This is a genomic window from Rufibacter sp. JT3400010 (assembly GCF_054956755.1).
Genome location: NZ_JBUDXA010000008.1, coordinates 1 through 21040 on the forward strand (window position 1 = coordinate 1; position 21040 = coordinate 21040).

At 51.2% G+C, this 21040-nt stretch carries 14 protein-coding genes; 4 read left to right on the forward strand and 10 right to left on the reverse strand.

Features of this window, described 5'->3' with window-relative positions; translation table 11 throughout:
• Positions 1-8 precede the first annotated feature (8 nt).
• Positions 9-1178, reverse strand: a complete 1170-nt coding sequence (locus tag ACY0JR_RS09980) for a trans-sulfuration enzyme family protein (protein ID WP_462633894.1) — start codon at positions 1176-1178, stop codon at positions 9-11.
• A gap of 249 nt (positions 1179-1427) precedes the next feature.
• On the reverse strand, positions 1428-1850 hold the full coding sequence (locus ACY0JR_RS09985) for an OsmC family protein (RefSeq protein ID WP_462633895.1): 423 nt from the start codon (positions 1848-1850) through the stop codon (positions 1428-1430).
• Positions 1851-1906: 56 nt separating this feature from the next.
• Here ACY0JR_RS09985 and ACY0JR_RS09990 point away from each other — a divergent pair, with 56 nt between their 5' ends.
• Entirely contained in the window at positions 1907-2962 is a 1056-nt protein-coding gene (locus ACY0JR_RS09990) for a homoserine O-acetyltransferase family protein (RefSeq protein ID WP_462633897.1), read from the forward strand.
• Positions 2963-3138: 176 nt separating this feature from the next.
• On the opposite strand, the gene ACY0JR_RS09995 is transcribed toward ACY0JR_RS09990, so the two are convergent.
• The 7 genes from ACY0JR_RS09995 to ACY0JR_RS10025 form a co-directional block, all read right to left on the reverse strand.
• Complete coding sequence (locus tag ACY0JR_RS09995) at positions 3139-4638, reverse strand: TSUP family transporter (protein ID WP_462633898.1); 1500 nt, start codon at positions 4636-4638, stop codon at positions 3139-3141.
• 202 nt (positions 4639-4840) lie between these two features.
• On the reverse strand, positions 4841-6520 hold the full coding sequence (locus ACY0JR_RS10000; RefSeq protein WP_462633900.1) for an NADPH-dependent assimilatory sulfite reductase hemoprotein subunit: 1680 nt from the start codon (positions 6518-6520) through the stop codon (positions 4841-4843).
• Between the two features lie 206 nt (positions 6521-6726).
• On the reverse strand, positions 6727-8442 hold the full coding sequence (locus ACY0JR_RS10005) for a diflavin oxidoreductase (protein WP_462633902.1): 1716 nt from the start codon (positions 8440-8442) through the stop codon (positions 6727-6729).
• Between the two features lie 10 nt (positions 8443-8452).
• Positions 8453-9274, reverse strand: coding sequence for a uroporphyrinogen-III C-methyltransferase (gene cobA, locus ACY0JR_RS10010; RefSeq protein ID WP_462633903.1), 822 nt, complete (start codon positions 9272-9274; stop codon positions 8453-8455).
• 80 nt (positions 9275-9354) lie between these two features.
• Complete coding sequence (locus tag ACY0JR_RS10015) at positions 9355-10632, reverse strand: sulfate adenylyltransferase subunit 1 (protein WP_462633904.1); 1278 nt, start codon at positions 10630-10632, stop codon at positions 9355-9357.
• 197 nt (positions 10633-10829) lie between these two features.
• Positions 10830-11738 (reverse strand): sulfate adenylyltransferase subunit CysD, encoded by a 909-nt coding sequence (gene cysD / locus ACY0JR_RS10020; RefSeq protein ID WP_462633906.1) that lies wholly within the window; start codon positions 11736-11738, stop codon positions 10830-10832.
• A 16-nt stretch (positions 11739-11754) separates the two neighbouring features.
• On the reverse strand, positions 11755-12510 hold the full coding sequence (locus ACY0JR_RS10025) for a phosphoadenylyl-sulfate reductase (protein ID WP_462633907.1): 756 nt from the start codon (positions 12508-12510) through the stop codon (positions 11755-11757).
• A gap of 693 nt (positions 12511-13203) precedes the next feature.
• Here ACY0JR_RS10025 and ACY0JR_RS10030 point away from each other — a divergent pair.
• Together ACY0JR_RS10030 and ACY0JR_RS10035 are read left to right on the forward strand one after the other, a co-directional pair.
• Positions 13204-14520 carry a leucine-rich repeat-containing protein kinase family protein gene (locus ACY0JR_RS10030; RefSeq protein WP_462633909.1) on the forward strand — a complete coding sequence of 439 codons (1317 nt, stop codon included), beginning with the start codon at positions 13204-13206 and terminating at the stop codon, positions 14518-14520.
• 195 nt (positions 14521-14715) lie between these two features.
• Positions 14716-16500: a glycoside hydrolase family 15 protein gene (locus tag ACY0JR_RS10035; protein WP_462633910.1), complete on the forward strand. Its 1785-nt coding sequence runs from the start codon at positions 14716-14718 to the stop codon at positions 16498-16500.
• 453 nt (positions 16501-16953) lie between these two features.
• On the opposite strand, the gene ACY0JR_RS10040 is transcribed toward ACY0JR_RS10035, so the two are convergent.
• Positions 16954-19134, reverse strand: coding sequence for a bifunctional alpha,alpha-trehalose-phosphate synthase (UDP-forming)/trehalose-phosphatase (locus ACY0JR_RS10040; RefSeq protein ID WP_462633911.1), 2181 nt, complete (start codon positions 19132-19134; stop codon positions 16954-16956).
• 264 nt (positions 19135-19398) lie between these two features.
• Here ACY0JR_RS10040 and ACY0JR_RS10045 point away from each other — a divergent pair, with 264 nt between their 5' ends.
• Positions 19399-20496 carry a mechanosensitive ion channel family protein gene (locus tag ACY0JR_RS10045; RefSeq protein WP_462633912.1) on the forward strand — a complete coding sequence of 366 codons (1098 nt, stop codon included), beginning with the start codon at positions 19399-19401 and terminating at the stop codon, positions 20494-20496.
• Positions 20497-21040: the final 544 nt, after the last annotated feature.

Sequence of the window (21040 nt, forward strand, 5' to 3'; positions counted from 1 at the left end):
CTACCCTGCTAGCACTTCTCCAGCGCCTGCAGAATATCGTTCAGGATATCATCGGCGTACTCCAGGCCTACGGAGATTCTGATGAGGCCGGGCGTGATGCCTACGGCCTGGCGTTCGTCTTCGGTGAGTTTGGCGTGGGTAGTGCTGGCGGGGTGTGAGGCGATGCTGCGGGTATCTCCCAAGTTAGCGGTGAGCGACATCAGTTGCAGGCTGTCCAGGAACGTACGGCCGCTTTCCAGGCCACCTTTCAGCTCGAAGCAGAACAGTCCGCCGCCGTTTTTCATCTGTTTTTTAGCGACCTCATAGCTGGGGTGCGTGGGCAGGAACGGATATTTCACCCAGGTCAGTTTGGGATGGTCTTGCAGTTTGGTGGCGATGGAAAGGGCATTGCCCGCGTGGCGTTCCATGCGTACATCCAGCGTTTCCAGGCTCTTACTGAGAACCCAGGCATTAAACGGCGACAAAGCCGGACCCGAGCTTCGGCAGAACAGGTAAATGTCTTTGATTAACTCTTTCTTGCCAACCACCACACCACCCAGTACACGGCCTTGTCCATCAATCCACTTGGTAGCGGAGTGCACAATCAAATCAGCACCAAACTCAATGGGGCGCTGGTTGACGGGTGTGGCAAAGCAGTTATCAACGTTGAAAATGAGGTTGTGCTTTTTGGTGAGCTTGCCCGCCGCTTCCAGGTCAATGATATCCAGACCGGGGTTAGTAGGCGTCTCAATGTAGAGCATCTTGGTGTTCGGTCGAATGGCCGCTTCCCACTCCTCTGGCTTGTCTGCGGGTACGTAGCTGTACTCAATGCCGTATTTGGGCAAGTATTTGGTGATAATGGTATGCGTGCTCCCGAAGATAGAGTTACAGGCCAATAGATGGTCCCCCGCCTTCAGCAACGCCATAAACGAGGCAAACACCGCGCTCATGCCAGAGGCGGTGGCGTACCCGGCTTCGGCACCCTCCAGGGCGCACATCTTATCGGTGAATTCCTGCACCGTGGGGTTGCTGAACCGGCTGTAGATGTTATCATCGGTTTCATCGGCGAAAGCCGCCCGCATGTCCTCGGCGTTGTCAAACTGGAAACTGCTGGTCAGGAACATGGGGGTGGAGTGCTCCATCTCATTCGTGCGCTCCGTTTGTATTCTTATGGCTTTGGTAAGCGGATGGTATTCCATGAGTTAATGTGCTAATTTTTGAATGTGCTGATGTGCTAATGGGTGGGCTGCCTACCACCGTTCTTAGAACGCTGCCCTGTAGCGGCGTTTCACCGTAACGCCGTGGTACTATGAAACGATACCGCCCCCCATTAAGAAAAAGCCCTGCTACACCTCAGAAAGAGGTTTATAGAAAGTTTGAAGCTGAGTTGCGGCAGAGAACCACGGCGTTACGGTGAGACGCCGCGATAGTACAGCGCTCTGGGCTTCTTACGCAGTAATCCTTGCTTCCCAGGTAATCTCGGCTCCGGCTCTTCTCAAGGTCTCCGCTACGGAGCAGTATTTACCCATGGAAAGCTCACAGGCGCGCTCAGCTTTCTCTTGGTCAATGGCACCCTGCAGTTCAAACACCACGTGTATTTTCTTCCAGAGGGAGGGCTCTTTGCCGGTTTCGCGCTCGCCGGAAATATCCATTTTGAAGCCGGTTACTTCCTGGCGTTTTTTCTTCAGAATCATGACCACGTCAATGCCGCTGCATCCGCCCAAAGCCATCAGGAGCATTTGCATGGGACGTACCCCAAAATTCATTCCGCCGGTTTCTGGGCTGGTATCTGTGTGGATGACGTGTCCGTTGGCGTCCTTTGCCTCAAAGCCATAGTCGCCGCTCACGCGGTTCATCTCAATTCTTATCATTTTTATTACGGTTTTACGTCTGTAGGCCTTTACTTTGTAAGTTATAAAGGTACTACATGAATTATTTTCAATATAACCAACCTTTTGAATTAGAAGGTGGGCAAATACTTCCTGAAATCACCATTGCGTACCACACCTTTGGTACTCTGAACGCAAATAAAAGCAATGTGGTCTGGATTTGCCATGCACTTACCGCTAATTCTGATGTGTTGGACTGGTGGGGCGGTATAGTGGGGGAAAGTAAGGTCATTGACCCTGAGCAACATTTTATTGTCTGTGCCAACATTCTGGGCTCCTGCTACGGCAGCACCGGCCCATTGAGCATCAACCCCGAGACGCAGCAACCGTATTACACTTCTTTTCCGCAGGTCACCATCAGAGACATGGTGAAGGCGCACATCCTACTGCGCGAGCACTTAGGCCTGGCCAAAATCCAGATTCTAGCCGGAGGCAGCTGTGGTGGCTTTCAGGTATTAGAGTGGGCCGTTGCCGAGCCGGAAGTAGTGGAGAACCTGTTCCTGTTGGCTACCGCCGCCGCTGAAAGCACCTGGGGCATTGGCATTCACACCACGCAGCGTCTTATGCTGGAAGCTGACGGCACCTGGGGCGAACCCAGCCCAACCGCTGGTGACAAAGGCCTGAAAGCGGCTCGCGCCCTGGGTATACTCACCTACCGCAACTTCCAGATACTGGCCCAAAACCAAACCGACCCCGATCCCGAGAAGCTGGACAATTACCGCGTCTCTTCTTACCTCAACTACCAGGGCGATAAACTAGTGGCCCGCTTCAACGCCTACAGCTACTGGGGCTTGACCAAAGCCCTGGACAGCCATCACCTGGCCCGCGGCCGAGGTGGTCGTTTAGAGCCAGTTTTGCAGAAAATAGCCCAGAAAACGCTCATCATCGGTATCAGCAGTGACATTCTCTGCCCGGTAAAGGAGCAGCAATTCTTGGCCCAGCACTTACCAGAAGCCACCTACGTGGAAATTGACTCCAACTACGGCCACGATGGGTTTATCATTGAAGGTCAGAAAATCTCGCAGCATTTCTCGGCTTGGTATTCTGAAATTCAGAAGGAGAGCCCTGTTGCTGGCACCTATTTATCAGTGTGAAGAAGCCGAGAATGTAGGGGCAATCCTTGTGGTCACCCTTCACGGTAATGAGCAGGTAAGGGCACCACAAGGGATTGCCCCTACATTTCTCTTATAGACAGCTAAAACCCGGAAGTCCGTTTGGGGCCTGCTTAATGAACACAGGCCCCAAACGGACTTCCGGGTTTAGCAGGCGCTTAGAACAGCCCTACAGCTTTCAGCAAGATACGCAGGCTCCAGATAATCACCAGGGTGCCTACGGCAATGAACATGGTTTTCATGGGCAGCCGCCCTGCCAGACGAGCCGCAATGGGGGCTGCCAGCATGCCGCCCACTACCAAACCTACAATGACCTGCAGGTGACTCACGCCTAACATAGCAAAAAACGTCAGGGCACTGGCGAAGGTCACAAAGAACTCCGTAATGCTCACCGTGCCTATCACAAACCTGGGTGTACGCCCCTTGGCTATGAGCGTACTGGTGACCAAAGGTCCCCAACCGCCGCCCCCGAAGGAATCCAGGAAACCTCCGGCCCCGGCCAGCACTCCGGCCAACTTGATTTTCTTGCGTTCTTTGTTTTTCTTGAAGGCCGTGTAGATAATTCTGGCTCCCAGCACCAGCGTGTACGCCGCCAAAATAGGCCGAACGTAATTGGCGTACTCCTCCCCTACTTTCGCCAGAAGCCAGGCCCCTGCAATGGCGCCCAGCACGCCAGGCACCAGCAGCACCTTGAACAGTTTCCGGTTCACATTCCCGAATTTGTAGTGGCTGAAGCCTGAGATACCGCTGGAAAAGATCTCGGCGGTATGGATGCTCCCGCTAATGGCCGGCAGGTTCACGCCCAACGAAAGCAATACCGTGGTACTGGTCACGCCGTAGCCCATGCCTAGCGCTCCGTCTACCATCTGGGCCAGAAACCCGGCGAAGATCATCCAGTAGAAGATAGGTTCAATGCCACCCACGTAGGTAGATACCTCCTCCATGGTGATGGCCGAAAACACAAAACGTCCCAGAATCATAAAGAAGAAAGCCAGAGCTGCGCCCGAGGCAATCAGTTTCCATGGCTTTTCCTTGCGTTGGGGAGCATTATTGGTTCGTTCTTTGACAGCTAGCACTTTGGTGATGTCATTGAGTTGGGTCACTTTGGCGGAGAAATCGCCGGAAAGCTGGTTCCTGATGGACTGCATGTTATCCAGTACCTCGTCCAGTTCTTCGGGGAGCGTCTCGTTGAACGTCTCTTTCAGGCGCTTGGCCATGGTGGGCGATTTGCCGTTGGTAGAGATGGCGATCTTGAGGTTGCCTTTGCGCACCACAGAACTCAGGTAGAAATCGCACAGATCGGGTGTGTCGGCTACGTTCACCAGTTTGCCCTGGCGCTTGGCTTCCAGGCTAATGGCCCGACTGGCTTCGCGGTCGTTCACAGCCACAATCACAATATCAACGCCTGTCAGGTCTTCGGGAGTAAATGCTTTGGCTTCTAACGTGATGGTAGTATGCTCCTGCGCCAGTTGCAGCACCGCTTCATGGAACTGGATGGCCACTACCTTGATAGTGGTCCTGGGAGAATTCTGCAGCAACGCCGTCAATTTCTCCAGGCCTATGTTGCCCCCACCTACCACCAGCACGCGCATCTGTTCCAGCTTCAGGAAGATGGGGAACAGGTTATTTTGTTCTTTGGTGACAGTAGCTGGAGTCATTTTTTAGTTTCTTTGGAAGGAACCAGAATATATCTTTAATCAAATATAATGCAATCTCTAGTAACTCTATCAGGTTTCAGAATTTAAATTCAAGTTTAAGGGCCACTTTCTAAAAAGTAGCCCTTAAACTTGTTCTTCCAATTTCTGAATTTTAAAAGTAAATAACCGCCCTTAGCCTTTTACCAAAACCGGTAGCTAAACCTTAATTCAGCAGCGTACGGTACGCGAAATCGCCGAAGCGCTCGCCTGGGATTCTCTGCTGCTTGAAAGCCGCGAAAGCAACATCCAACTCTTGCAGAATCTCGGCTTCATTCAGGTTCTCTTTGTAGAGTTTGTTCAGACGATAACCTTGCTCATCTCCTCCCAGGTTCAGGTTATAGCGGCCGGGAGCAGTTCCTATAAAACCAATCTCCGAAAGAACCGAGCGGCCGCAACCATTGGGGCAACCCGTCATTCTAATGATGATTTCCTCATCCTGCAGCCCGTGGTTTGCCAGAACACCGTCAATCTTCGTGATCAAAGTTGGCAGGTAGCGCTGTGCTTCCGCTAGAGCCAACGGACAGGTAGGAAGGGCCACACAGGCAATCGCGTTTTTGCGAAGCGGGGAAGCCGCCTCCGTGTGCACGATGACGTTGTGTTTTATCAGAATCTGCTCAATTTCGGCTCTATTTTCTGGCGTGATGTCGCTCAGGATCACGTTCTGGTTACAAGTGAACCGGAAGTTGGCTTTGCCCGTCTGAGCTACCTCCAACAAAGCCGTTTTCAAGGCTACATTGTCCAGGTCTGTGATGCGGCCGTTTTCCACGAACACCGTGTAATGCAGTAGACCGTTGTAACTCGTGGCCCAACCGTAATGATCTACCCGGGTTTTCAGCTCATAAGCGCGGGCTGGCTCCAACGCGAATCCAGTGCGTTTTTCCACTTCTGCCCTAAAAACGTCAAGCCCCATGTTGTCTACGGTGTACTTCAGGCGGGCCAGTTTACGGTCAGCCCGGTTCCCGAAGTCACGCTGCACAGTCAACACTTCGTACACGGCTTTGAACAGCTTCTCATCAGACTCTTCGGTGCTCACATACCCGATTTCAGTAGCCAGACGCGGATACGTTTCGGCGTTTCCGTGGGTGAAGGACAAACCACCGCCAACGGCCAGGTTGAAGCCTTTCAGTTCATCGTTCTCAATGATGGCGATCATCCCCAAATCTTGGGCGAACACATCAGAATCATTGTTAGGCGGAATCACGAGACCAATCTTGAACTTGCGGGGCAGGTAACGGTCTTGGTACAACGGGTCTTCTTCCTCTACTTTGTCATAGATTTTCTCGTCGTCCAGCCACACGTCATAGTAAGACCGGGTTTTAGGCAACAGGTACTCACTAATTCTATCAGCGTACTGGTAAATGCGCTCGTGCAACGGCGATTCCAGCGGGTTAGCGCTGGAAACCACGTTCCGGTTCACATCGCCGCAGGCCGCAATAGAATCCAAACCAGCCAGGTTGAAGGCTTTGATGGTAGGTTTGGTTTTGGTTTTCACGATGCCATGCAACTGCAGGGTCTGCCGCGTGGTGATCTTGATCACGCCGGTAGAGTTCTCACCCGCGATATTGTGCGTGGCGATATACTGCGCAGGGGTCATGAAACCACCCGGCAAGCGCAACCGGATCATGAAGGAAAACAGCCGTTCCAGTTTCTTGGCGGCACGGTCTTCGCGGCGGTCCCGGTCGTCCTGCATGTACATGCCGTGGAACTTCACCAGCGCCGTATCATCCTCGCGAATGGCCCCCGTGATTTCGTCTTTCAGGCTTTCCTTCAGCGTGCCGCGCAAGCCCTGGCTCACCTCTTTTATTTTCTCTATAGGAGATAAATTCTTTTTCTCAGTTGACATGGTAACTGGTGTTTATTTTGACAGGATTGCTCCTGTTGAATTCTGGTTTTCTGTTTCAAGGCTGTTTCTGAGGAAACGGCTTTGAAACAGAAGCATTTAAATACCACAAGTTTGCAACTTGCGTTGCACGCATTCTAGAAAGGCAGTCACGCAAGTTGCAAACTTGCCTAATGGTTGCTCCAAGTTGAAAACTTGAAGCATGGACATTAATAAACGTCTTTTAAATAGCGACCTTCTTCTTTCATTTGCTCCAGGTACACGGCAGCTTCTTCTGGGGAAGAACCAGCACCTAAGCCGATGATTTGCAACAGCGTGTTTTCTACGTCTACGCTCATGGGTTCTTTGGCGCCACACACATACACGTACGCTCCGGAGGTTAACCATTGGTAGAACTCAGTCGCGTTTTCCAGCATCTTGTGCTGCACGTACACTTTCTCCTGTTGGTCACGGGAGAAGGCGGCGTTAAATCTGGTCAACGTGCCGGTCTCGTACCAGTTCTGAATCTCCGTCTGGTACAGGAAGTCGGTGGCGAAGTGCTGGTCTCCGAAGAACAGCCAGTTGCGGCCATCGGCTCCAGTAGCATCACGTTCCGCCAGGAAAGAACGGAAAGGTGCCACACCGGTACCCGGTCCAATCATAATCACGTCCTTGTCAGCCGCCGGTAATTTGAACTGGCTGTTTTTGTGGATGTAGAACTCCAGCGGCTGACCTTCTTTCTGCTCTGACAAATAATCTGAGCAATGGCCGCACAGCAACTCTTCGTTGATTCTGAACTCGTCTCTGGCCACCGTCACATGAATTTCACCAGAATGCGCTTCCAAAGAAGAGGAAATGGAATACAATCTTGGGGCGATGGGCTCCAGAATCTGTAACACTTCTTTGAACTGCTCAGCATCTTTCACCGGGTAGATTCTCAAAAGGTCCAGCAAATCAATGCGGGTAGCCGGAATGTCCTGCTCTACCACCTCGGCATATTTCTTTACTACGCGCTCCGGCAAAAACGTGATGTTCAGTTTATCGTGCAGCAGCTCGCGTACGGTTGATTCGCTGTTGCGGTGCAGCACTTTCTCATCTGGCGAGATGCCAGTTACTTTCAGGATAGCCTCAATGGTAAACGGACGGTTTTTAGGAACCACGCCCAAAGCGTCGCCAGGTTCGTAGGCTAAATCCTCGGCCTCAATCTCAATGTGGTGCGTGAGTTTGTTTGACCCAATGTCGTTTAGAACGATGTTGGTCAGGATGGTGCCGTTATAGATTTTCTTGCCTGCTTTTTTGGCGGGAGCAGCAGCGGCAGCCGGGGCTGAAGCCGGAGAAGCTGTCTGGTTTAGGGACTGCAACACGCTCTGGAACCAGGCGTTGGCCTCGTCTTCGTAATCTACGTCGCACTTCTGGATAGGCACCAAGGGACTTCCGCCTAAACGTTGTAACTGGGCATCTACGTCTTCACCGGCTTTGCAGAACAGCGGGTAGGCAGTGTCACCCAATGCCAGCACGCTGTACTTCAGTTTGGGCAGCTTTTTGTCGGTTTGGTGCACATAGTCGTAGAACTTTTGGGCACCGGCGGGCGGGTCTCCCTCTCCCTGCGTACTGATGACGGTTAAGAAATATTCTTCCTTCTCCAGGTCGTTCAGGCGGTATTGGTCTAAGCTGACCACTTTGGCATTGATCCCAGATTTCTTTGCTTTGCTCGCAAAATCAGTAGCTACACGCTTGGAGTTACCGGTCTCGGTGCCATAGGCGATAGTAATCTTTCCTACCGAAGGTTTAGGAACTTCGGCCACTGCGCCTGTTGAGGGAGCCGAGGCCGTTGCGCCCTGTGAGGCAGTAACCCCCGCCAGGTAGCCGCTCATCCAGATTTGTTCCTCTTTAGACGATTGCTGGACCAGTTCCAGGAAGGTTTTTAATTTAGCTTCTGCTAACATAGCTTTGATATTATTGAAGTACTAAGCCTACTTGTTCAGAAACCGGCTTGAAGTAATGTTCTCTACTTAGGTTGTTAGTGAACCACTTGAACTCTTGGTGCAAGTTCACCACTTTGCCTATAATCACGAGCGAAGGCGACACAAACGTCTTTCCGCCCAGGTTCTTTTCGTACTCATACAGGCTGCTGGTTTGCACGTGCTGCAAAGGCGTGGTGGCCTGTTCTACTACCGCCAGTTGTTTCTCCTCTGAGATGCCGTGGCGCGTCAGTTTCTCTACTACCTCCCCTAGCCGCTCACTAGACATGTAAAACACCAGCGTGTCTTCGGTCTGAGCCAACTCCTGCCAATAGGCATCGGTGAGTTTGCTGTAGGTGTAGAAAGTGAGGAAACGAACGGCGGTGGAGTGTTGCCGGGCCGTTAGCGGGATTCCCGCATAAGCGGCCGCGCCCAAGGCTGCGGTGATGCCCGGGATGATTTCGTACTCAATCTCGTTGGCTACCAGGCTTTGCAGTTCATCCAGCACATTGGAGAAAATAGACACGTCTCCGCCTTTCAGCCGAAGTACCTGTTTACCTTGCAACGCATATTCTACCAGTAATTCATTGATAGTGGCTTGAGGAGTGGTGCCATGGCTGCGGCACTGCTTGCCCACGTACACGACCTCGGCAGAAGAAGCTGCATAGCTTTGCAGGATTTCGGCACTCACCAACCGGTCCACCAGAATCACCTCAGCCTGCCGCAACGCTTTTACCGTCTTCACGGTAATCAAATCAGGGTCACCGGGACCGGCTCCTGCTATGATTACTTTTCCTTTCTGTGGCGCTGCTTGCATGGTTTAATTATCTTGTTCCCGAACCTCCGGCGAAGGAGATTCGGGCTTGGTGTTTGGGTATTCTGCTTTAGGCCCGTTTTCTAGATTTCAGGCCAGAAAGGCTTCTCAGTGGCTTCGGTAGAAATCATGCAGGCTCCTACCGTTACATTGCTGGTTTCATCAATCAAGATGGCACCACCGTTGGCTCTAAGTCTCCTGTAAGAATCAAAGGCAATCGGCGAGGCTGTTTTGATGGTGGCCTTCACTACATCGTTAAGACCCGCCGAAACCGGAGAAAGTTCTTTTTCCAGTGAATTCACATTCAGTTTGTACTCTAGTTCTTTCACCACGCAGCGCACGGTGCGGCTGTTGATTTGCAACAGGTAGCGGTTACGAGGCACCAGTGGCGTGTTGCTCATCCAGCACAGCACTACTTCAAACTCCTGAGCCACCTGTACCGGAGCGTCCTGCTTTACAATAGAATCGCCGCGGCTAATGTCCACGTCGTCTTTCAGGTGCAGGATGGCGCTCTGCGGAGCGAAGGCTTCTTCCACTTCCTCGCCGCCTACTTCCACGGCAGAGATAGTGCTTTCTACGCCGGATGGCTGCACCACTACTTTGTCACCCTTGCGGTAAATGCCGCTGATGATTTTGCCGGCGTACCCACGGTAATCAGGCAATTCCTCAGTCTGAGGACGAATCACGTACTGCACCGGGAAACGGCCTTCAGTAAGGTTAATATCTTCGTGTACTTCCACGGTTTCCAGCACGCTCAAAAGAGACTCGCCTTCATACCACGGCATGGAAGTAGATTTCTCCACAATGTTGTCGCCATTAAGGGCACTGATGGGAATATAGGTCACATCCTTCAAGCCCAGAGATTTTGCCACCTGTGAGTAGTCAATCACGATGTTGTTGTAGACTTCCTCTGAGTACTTCACCAAGTCCATCTTGTTAATGGCTACCACCACGTGCGGAAGGTTCAGCAAAGACACAATGATGGAGTGACGGCGGGTTTGCTCTACTACCCCATGACGGGCATCAATAAGAATGATAGCCAAGTCTGAGTTAGACGCGCCGGTCACCATGTTGCGGGTGTACTGGATGTGGCCTGGCGTATCAGCGATGATGAACTTGCGCTTAGGCGTAGAGAAGTATTTGTAGGCCACGTCAATAGTGATGCCTTGCTCCCGCTCAGCGCGTAAACCGTCAGTTAACAAAGCTAAGTCCACCTGGCCTTCTTCGCGGTTCTTGGTGCTTCGCTCAATGGCCTCCAGTTGGTCTACCATGATGGATTTGCTGTCATACAACAAACGTCCAATCAAAGTACTCTTGCCATCGTCTACGCTACCGGCGGTTAAAAATCTTAGAATATCCATTTCAAATGAGTTCTGAGTCTTGAGTGCTGAGTCTGTTTGGATGCTGTTTTAGAAAATCAGCTATAAAACAATGGATTCTTCACCAAGCTTCTCTTTCTATATCTTTCGGCTACGCCGATACAATTACTTTTTTCACTTTCATGAGGCGGAGCCGAACAATTCTCTCATTCACTCCCATCTCTCAATCATTCAATTCCTTAGAAGTAGCCGTTTTTCTTGCGGTCTTCCATAGCGGCCTCGGAAACACGGTCATCAATGCGGGTCTGGCCGCGTTCGCTGGTGTTGGTAGCGATAATCTCGTTGATGATGTCATCCAGGGTAGAAGCGCTGGACTCTACGGCGGCAGTACAGGTCATGTCGCCTACGGTGCGGTAACGAACCACTTTGCGGGTCACCACATCATGGTGGTCAAGCGTTACAAACTCATTGGTGGCAACCAGGCGGCCATCAAACTCCAGCACCTCGCGCTCATGGGCGAAGTAGATGGACGGCAACTCAATTTTCTCGCGACGGATGTAGTTCCAGATGTCCAGCTCAGTCCAGTTACTGATAGGGAACACGCGCACGTTTTCGCCTTTGTTGATTTTGCCGTTGTAGGTGTTCCACAGCTCAGGACGCTGCAACTTAGGATCCCAAGAACCGAACTCGTCACGCACGGAGAAAATGCGCTCTTTGGCGCGGGCTTTCTCTTCGTCACGGCGGGCACCACCAATACAAGCATCAAACTCAAACTCCTCAATGGTGTCCAGCAAGGTGTAGGTCTGCAACCCGTTGCGGCTTGGCAATTTGCCTTTTTGCTCGGTGAGGCCTTTGGCTTTGATGGTGTCTTCCACGTTGCGCACAATCAGCTTCTCGCCAATTTTTTCGGCCAGGTAATCTCTGAAGTCTAAGGCTTCCTCGAAATTATGGCCGGTGTCAATGTGCACCAGCGGGAAAGGGAACTTGCCAGGTCTAAAGGCTTTCAAGGCCAAATGCACCAACACAATAGAGTCTTTTCCGCCGGAGAACAACAGCGCGGGGCGCTCAAACTGACCTGCTACTTCCCTGAAGATGTGAATCGCTTCTGATTCAAGCTGGTCCAGGTAATCTAATTTATATGCTGACATAATCTGTAAATGCTATCTAAACAATTTTGGCTAATGAGTTGGCTACCCCCGGCTCCTGCTCGGTCACGTGCAAACCGCATTCTTTTTTGCTGGCGTCTTCCCACCACCAACGCCCGGCCCGGAAATCTTCGCCCGGCTGGATGGCGCGGGTACAAGGGGCGCAGCCGATGCTGATAAAGCCTTTGTCGTGCAGTTTGTTGTAAGGAATGTTGTTCTGTTTGATGAACGCCATCACTTCCTCAGTGGTCCAGTACAGCAGCGGGTGGAACTTGATGAGCTTGTTTCCTTCGTCCCACTCAAACTTAGGCAAGTCACTGCGGCCCTGGGAATGCTCGGCTCTTAGGCCGGTAATCCAGACGGCGTTGCCTGCCAGCGCGCGTTTCAACGGCTCCACTTTTCTGATGTGGCAGCAGTCTTTGCGGTTCTGGGTAGACTCATAAAAGGAGTTAGGACCGGTAGAGGACACAAACTCCTCCAGCTGCTCATTGTTAGGATAATAAGGCTTGATACGGGTGTTGTATGCCTCATTGGTCCGGCTCCATACCGAGTACGTCTCAGGGAAAAGGCGGCCGGTGTCTAACGTGAAAATGCTGATGGGGAACTGGTTTTCAAGGATGTGGTGAGAAATCACCTGGTCCTCAAAGCTGAAGCTGGAAGAGAACGTCACCTCATTGGGGTAACGGCTCACCAGCAGCGCGAAAGTCTGGTCTATGGTTAAGCCTTCTGTCTCTTGTATAAGTTGAGACACATGCTCTTGTGAAGAAGAGGCCATGGCAAGAAAATACGTTTGAAAAAGAAATTGAATTTATGGGGTGCCGTCTAGGCAATAGAATTTGGTTGATTGCTAAGGATTAGCAACAACAGCAGCAGGTGCTGCAACAGCAGAAACGCATTCGCATTATGTAAGATGAATAGACCATGTAGTCTTTATCTGGCTGTTTTTAAAAGATGACGCAAAGATAGGGGCCGAATTTTACAAATCAAGTTTTCCTATCAATTTAGTAGAGTTTAACAATTAAAAATCAGCAGGTTTCCCTGCCTTTCGTTACGCTTCTACCAACAAAAAATCTAAAGCATTAACGTAATCTCAATTAGGGAGTTCCTTTTTTTAAGGTAGTTTCCTAAAAGTAACGAGAAAACGTCTGCTTCATGAGTAAAACCAATCCACCTCCCTGAAAAGTTTCCCAATGGTTACTATTATATGTACCTACTTATGAATAATTTAGACAGCCTTGTTCCCTCGCTCGCCTCTGGCGAGTGTGAGCTACCTGCGGCGTCCCGCCGCTTGTATAACATTAAGAATAGCCCAACAAGCGGCCAGAGGCCGGAGGTAGCTCACACTCGCCAGAGGCGAGCGAGGAAAATTAAAAGCTACTGAATATACAATTGTCCAGAAATCTTCTCTTAAAGGCAAAAGACATCCAACCGCAATGGCTACCTTCACGGCCGTATATCTTCTGTTTTCATGCACACCTTAGAACAATTACAGGCCGGTGAACTGGCAGGCGCTACCAGAGTGAAACTTTCCTGCGGATTAACCGAAGTCCCCTCCGAAATATTTGACTTAGCCGAAACGCTTGAAATCCTAGACCTTTCCGGTAACCACCTGACCAGCCTGCCCGAGGATTTTACCCGCTTGCAGAATCTGCGCATCGCATTTTTCTCAGATAACGACTTCACCGTTTTCCCCCAGGTGCTGGGCAAACTTCCCCGTCTGGAGATGATTGGTTTCAAAGCCTGTAAGATTAACCACATAGCCGAGGATGCCATTCCGCACACCACCCGCTGGCTTATTTTGACCAATAACCAGATTGCAGAATTACCCGCTTCCATTGGGAAATGTGCTCACATGCAAAAACTGATGCTGGCCGGAAACAAGTTGAAACAGCTGCCTGAGGAAATGGCTACTTGCCAGAACCTGGAGTTGTTGCGCATCTCAGCAAATGAGCTTACAGCACTTCCGGAGTGGTTATTCGCTTTACCGCGTTTGTCCTGGCTGGCTATTTCGGGTAATCCCTGCACCCAGCACCAGCAGGTAATAGCAGATTTGCCCGAAGTGCCCTGGAGCGATTTGACCTTGGAAGAAGAATTAGGTCAAGGTGCCTCCGGCATCATTTCACGGGCGATTTGGCGAAATCAGGCCAAATCCAGTCAACAGGTAGCCGTCAAAGTATTCAAAGGTGAAGTAACCAGCGATGGTTTGCCCGAGGACGAGATGCAGGCCACGCTGCTTGCCGGCGCCCACCCCAACTTGGTGCAGGTATTGGGAAAGCTCAGCCAACACCCGGCCCAAAAGCAAGGTCTTGTTTTTGAGTTGATTCCGGCCGGATACCGCAACCTGGGAGGCTCCCCCAGCTTTGAATCCTGCACCCGTGATGTTTATGCTGAGGACACGGTTTTCACCCTGGAAGAAGCTATCAGCATCTCGTCAGGCATTGCTTCCGCCGCCGCGCACTTGCACGCCCGCGGCATCTCGCACGGCGACCTTTATGCGCACAACACCTTGGTAGATGAAACAGGTCATCCGCTCTTCGGAGATTTTGGCGCGGCAACAGTGTATGACCGGAACAACACTGCATTGGCCTTGGCATTAGAAAAACTGGAGGTGCGGGCTTTTGGGTGTTTGCTGGAAGATTTGCTGGACCACCTTACGCCCCAAGATAAGATGCAGGAACGGGCGCAACAGCTTCTTCAATTGAAACACGAGTGCATGCAACCCCAGGTGCAGAACCGGCCATATTTTGCGAGCATTGTGGAGCAGATAGCTTCTGTTTCTTTATAAAACCAAGTTCTCTCCGGAAACCTATTCTAATAAATTGTTTTTGAAGTTCAGCAGTTTCAGGTCTGTTTCCCAGAAAATAGACCTGAAACGGAGCCAATCTCCGTGGTCCAGAAAAATTAAGAAACCTCTATACGTCTAATACGGTACATGTAATTTCAGACATTCCCTGGAACTTCACCTATCCGTAGAATCCGTATGGCGAAACATACCTATGACATGGGGTTGATTGGCAACTGCGCCTATCTGGCCCTCATCCACAAAGACACCAATATTGAATGGCTGTGCTGGCCTCGTTTTGACAGCAGTTTTGTATTCGGCCCCATGATGGACCGGCAAAAAGGCGGGGAATTTTCCCTGAAGCCTGATGCCGAGGACTTCACGTCCCACCAATACTACGTAGAGAACACCAACATTCTGTGCACCGAAATCACCTGTCAGGATGGTTCTTACCGCGTCACAGATTTTGCCCCCCGTTTTAGGCAGCACCAGCGCTACTACAAGCCCTTGATGCTCATCAGGAAAGTGGAGCCGATGTCCGGTTCACCGCGCATCAAAGCTATTTGCCAACCGGTGGGAAACTACGGGCAACTGGAGCTAAAGCGCCGTCGCAGCAGCAACCACATCGCGTTTTTAGGACTGGACGAGGAAGTGCGCCTCACCACCAATGCCTCCCTGAGCTATATTCTGGAAGACCGCCCTTTCGTCTTGAATGAGACACTGTATTTTGTGGTGACCTACGGCGCACCGTTGGAGGCCAATCTGGAAAGCACTTCTGAGGAATTCCTGCGGCAGACCACCCGCTACTGGCGCATGTGGGTGAAGAACACCAGCATCAGCAACTTCTTCCAGGAGCAGGTGATTCGTTCGGCCTTGGCCTTGAAGATACACCAGTACGAAGATACCGGCGCCATCATCGCGTCGCCTACTACCAGTTTACCGGAACACCCCGGCAGCGGCCGCAACTGGGATTACCGCTTCTGCTGGATGCGCGACACGTATTACATCCTCAATGCCTTCAACAACATCGGGCACTTTGAGGAAATGGAGCGGTACTTCCACTTCATCGCTAACATCACGGCCAAAGATACCCAACGCTACCAGCCGCTCTACTCCATCAGTGCGCAGAGCAAGTTGACGGAGATAGAATTGGAACTGGACGGCTACCTGGGCAACAAACCGGTGCGCATAGGGAACGATGCCTACACGCACATTCAGAACGATGTGTACGGTCAGATTCTGGTAGCCTTGCTCCCGCTCTATGTAGACCGCCGTTTCAATGATGCTGAGCGCATAGAATCGCAGAAACTCATCTACAAGACGCTGTACAAAATACGCGACACCATGCATGAGCCCGATGCCGGTTTGTGGGAGTTCCGGGATTTCGCGCAGTACCATTGCTACACCTACCTGTTCCATTGGGCCGGAGCCTCAGCGGCGGCCAGCGCTGCCCGCTACATGGGCGACGAAGAACTGGGTCAGTTAGCTACCAAACTCATGGAAGAAGCCGCCGCTAAAATAGAGGAGTGCTTTGACCCTGCACAGGGCGTGTACACGCAGGCCATCGGGAAAAACCACATGGACGCCAGTACCCTGCAGCTCATTATGATGCACTACCTGGACCCGGCTTCTGAAAGAGCCAAAACGCACCTGGAGGCCATGGAGAAAGAACTCAAAACCCCCGAAGGACTTTTCTACCGCTACAAACACGCCGATGACTTCGGGGTGCCGCAAAGCACCTTCCTGATTTGTGCCTTCTGGTACATTGAGGCGCTGGCCTGCGTGGGCCGCGTGGAGGAAGCTACCGCTGAGTTTGAAAACATCTTGCAGTACACGAACCATTTGGGCTTGCTCAGCGAAGACGTAGACTCCAAAGACGGTAGCCAATGGGGAAACTTCCCGCAGGCGTACAGCCACGTGGGTTTACTTAACGCCGCTTACCGCATTTCCAAACGTCTGGATAAACCATCGTTCCTGCTGTAGAGCGCAACTTCTGTTATCAAACAAGAAAGGCTTACCAGTTTGGTAAGCCTTTCTTGTTTGATGCATTTTAAGGTTGATTTTCTGAAAAGGGTGCTGAAACGGAAGTTGGCGTAGATGCTCGTAGGACCTTCGGACACTACAAGGTCTTTTGAGCAACGCTGTAGCTGTTAGTTCGGCTGTGCGTAGAGTTAGCGCCAGCGCTCTACGCACCCTTGGACAGCCAATCTCCTGATTGGCGTTACGGAGCCTTAGCAAAACGCACCTCAAGAAGCATGAAATCAGCAAAAGTCAGTTTGAAGCTTTCGCTTCACGGAAGTTGCAAACTTCCGGTCATGGTAGGTCCAAGTTGAAAACTTGAACCATGTTCTTTCTGGTGGATGAACGCAAAAATCAATCAAACCCGTTTCGGGCCTGTTTTCCTTCAAACAGGACCGAAACGGGCTTTAGTAATTTTTACTGTTCAGCACACATGGCCTGCAACAGCAAACGTACTTCTTTGGTATTGTCCACGTTGAAACGGGCCAAGGAACGTTTGCTTCCTACTTTGATGGTGTAGGCTTCCTTGGGCATTATCTTGAACATGTCTTCATCAGTTCGGTCATCGCCTATGCCCAACAGGAAATCATGCGGATGCTCAGCGAGCCAGTTCAAGGCGGCCAGCCCTTTGTTCACCTCTACGTTTTTGATCTCTAAGACTTTGTTGCCCTCCATTACCTGCAGGTTAATGTTAGAGGCCAGGTACTGCAAGTGGTTGCTCAGTTCCCGGGCACGCAACTCGCCCAGGCCTGGATCTACTTTCCGGTAATGCCACACCAGGGAGAAATCTTTTTCCTCTATGAAAGAGCCAGGGGTTCGGCTTACTAAAAGATCCAGAATTGGTCTTATTTCCGCTTTCCAGTCGCTGGTGAGGTGGTGCAGCATTTGCCATTCCTGGCCTTGTTCCTTGCCCCAAACCCCGTGCTCAGCAATGATATCCACGTCCAGATGGCCCAGCCATTCTTCCAACGTAGCGCGGTCGCGGCCACTGATGATGACCACTTTGTTATTATCTTCCTGCGCCAGGCAGCTTAAGACCTGCAGCAACTCTTCATCTGGGCTGGCGTGCTTGGGGTTGTTGGTGAAAGAAGTGAGCGTACCATCATAATCCAGGAATAGGATGCGTTGGTCTGCTTTGGTGTATGCCTCCAGAAGTTCTTCTCGTTCTTCTTCAGAAAGGTATTGAGTGGCCAGGCTCATCTGCTTCAGTTTGATGTAGTCTAACCGGTTCATGAAAATACTCACCCAGTGGTGGATGTCATAGCGTTGCAAGATTTCCTGCATGTGCTGCATCCTTAGTTTCTGCTCCCCTTCTGGCATCACCATGGCTTCCTGCATGGCCCGTACCATGGCGCCCAGATCATTGGGGTTAATGAGGATGGCATCTGACAGTTCCTTGGCGGCACCGGCCATTTCACTAAGAATGAGGACACCGCTCTGGTCCAACTTACTGGCTACAAATTCTTTGCAGACCAGGTTCATGCCGTCTCGCATGGGCGTTACCAGCGCAATGTCGGCCAGGGAATACAACGCCGATAGTTCCTCTAAAGGGAATGAGCGGTAGAAGTATTGGATAGGGTTCCAGGTGATGGTACGGTATGAACTATTGATGCGGCCCACCAGTTCGTCTATGGTTTCCTTTAACTCCCGGTATTGTTCTACCTGGTCGCGGGACGGTACCACCAACATAAACAACGTTATTTTCTCCCGGAACTCGGCATGCTCCTGCAATAGTAATTCAAAGGCTCTGAGGCGCTGCGGAATGCCTTTGGAGTAATCCAGCCGGTCAATGGACAGCATCACTTTCTGGTCGTGCAAGGCCTCGCGGTACTCCACCAGTTTTTCTTTCATCTCTTCTGATGCCGCCAGTGAAGCATATTTCTTATAGTCAATGCCCATGGGGAAGGCATCTACCATGATCTGGCGGTTACCGTTGTCAATAAGGCCTTGCGTGATGCTCCAGCCTACAATTCGGCTCACCGAACTGAGGAAGTGCCGCGCATCGTCATAGGTATGGAAGCCTATTAGGTCAGCACCCAACATGCCTTTCAAAATCTGCTCGCGCCAGGGCAACAGCCGGAACACTTCAAAAGACGGAAACGGGATGTGCTGGAAAAACCCGATGGTGCTCTCCGGTAACTTCTCCCTGATCAAAGCGGGCAGCAGAAGCAGTTGGTAGTCATGCACCCAAATGGTGTCGCCGGGTTGGGCATGCTCCATCACGGCGCGGCAGAATTTCTGATTCACTTGTTGGTACGCCTCCCAGAAGGTATCGTCGTAGACGGCGTACTGGCTGAAGTAGTGAAAAGAAGGCCACAGCGTTTCATTGCTGAACCCCTCGTAAAAATCCCGGATTTCGCTCTCCGTCAGGAAAACGGGTTGCATGCTCTGCTCAGACAAATCTTTGATGACCTGCTCCTCCTCAGACGCATCAGTGAAAAAGGTGCCGGGCCATCCAATCCAGATATTGTCACCGGTTTTATAAATAGACCCTAAACCCGTTGCCAGACCTCCTTCACTGGTTTCATATGTTAATCCGCCTTCGGTGCGTTGAACTTTAATGGGAAGCCGGTTGGAGATGATGATTGTTTTAGGCATAGTATAGTATTTGGTAGGAAATAGCGATGTGCCCGCAAATGAGAGATAGGTTCTCTCGTCTTTTCTTGTAGACAGTAGCCTATTGGTAGATTCTGCCGGGCAACCGCTTTTATATTTACTCATTTGGCAGCCCATAGGTTAAAACTTAGTTGAAATTCCAGGAGAACGGGCACTACGTTGCAGATAGGCAGCGCAGAAGTCAGACAACCTTTCAGCGCCTCTGGGGTATGTATGAACTTGTTTTTGCTTAGAATTAGAAAAGGAATGCTAGAACAGATCAGACATTTCGCCCTGGATCATCTTCCTCAGTTCCTGCAAAGTGCCGGTGTGGTTATAGGGGCCTTGGTAGGAGGCATACTTATCAAATGGCTTCTTTTCAAAGTGTTAGCGGCGTATCAGCATTGGTTTCCGCACTCTTGGGTAGAGGCTATTTTGGTCAAACTCAGCAAACCGCTCTCTTACTTTCTGCCACTCCTGCTTCTTTCCACCTCCCTCCCGGTTATTCCGCTGGCTCCAGAACCAAGGGAAGTAGCGAGGCGGGTGTTAGAGATTCTACTAACGTGTGCCTTTGCCTGGTTTCTGATTGGCTGGGTGAATGTGGTACAATACCAGGTCAGGAAGAAACACCAATTAGACAAAGCAGACAACATTAGGGAACGGAAACTGTTCACGCAGCTTCAGTTTATCCGGCGCATTGCTGTCATACTCATTATCTTCTTTGCTGTCTGCCTCATTCTCATGAGTTTTCCCACTGTACGGAGAATAGGAACAGGTTTGGTGACTTCGGCGGGTATTGCGGGTATCATCCTGGGTTTTGCCGCGCAGCGCTCCCTGGGTAATTTGTTGGCTGGTTTTCAGATTGCGTTCACCCAACCCCTGCGCATTGATGACGTGCTGGTGGTGGAGAACGAGTGGGGCCGGGTAGAGGAAATCACGCTCACCTATGTAGTGTTGCGTATCTGGGACCAGCGCCGCCTGGTGCTGCCCATCAACTACTTTATTGAGAAGCCCTTCCAGAACTGGACCCGCACCAACTCCGAACTTCTGGGAACCGTTTTCCTGTACCTGGACTACACCGCTCCCATTGAGGCTTTGCGCCAGGAACTTGCGCGCGTGCTGAAGGAAACGCATCTGTGGGACGGACGCGTAGGAATCTTACAAGTCACAGAATCTAAGGAGAGAACCCTAGAACTTCGGATCTTGGTCAGTGCCGCAGATTCTTCTGCTTCCTTCGATTTGCGCTGTTTTGTCCGGGAGAAACTGGTGGGTTTTATTCAGAAGAATTACCCAGAGTGTCTGCCGGTTACCCGGAATGTAGGGTTTGTGGATAGTGCTAAATTGCCGTTTGTGCCTATGGGGTAAGGGAGGTGAAGGGAATATCCATCTTCTTTTATCAGTAAACTTTCGCTGTGTGTAGAGTTAGCGGCAGCGCTCTCCGCATTTGGTGGATAGCCAATCTCCTGATTGGCGAAACTGGAGGGTGGATTACTTCCTACTTCCTGACTCAGAACTCTGGACTCAACACTCGCTCTGCTGGCGTTTGTCACTTTTCTCCTTGATGAGAAAAGTAACCAAAAGAATCAAGAAGCTCCGAACTCGCTGCCGCTCAGACAAGCGGAGCTTCAGTAAGGTACCACCTGGTAAAAGCCTTTTGTTTCATAGGGAGCTTACGGCATTGCTGTTTGAACCGCTGCTGCGTGCGCTTCCCTCCGCTTCGGGCTACGCAGGCGGCCCTCCGCTTGGGAAGGCGCAGGAGACGGGTTGCTGCTTTTTCCGCTGCAATGCCTTTATCGTCCTGAGGACGGACAGAAGTAAGGTGGTTTGGAGGTAATTGGCTAGAGAGTGGCTTATGGGAGAATTCCCTTCCTGGTATGGGTAGGGGTGGGTTACGCTTTTGCCCTCCTTT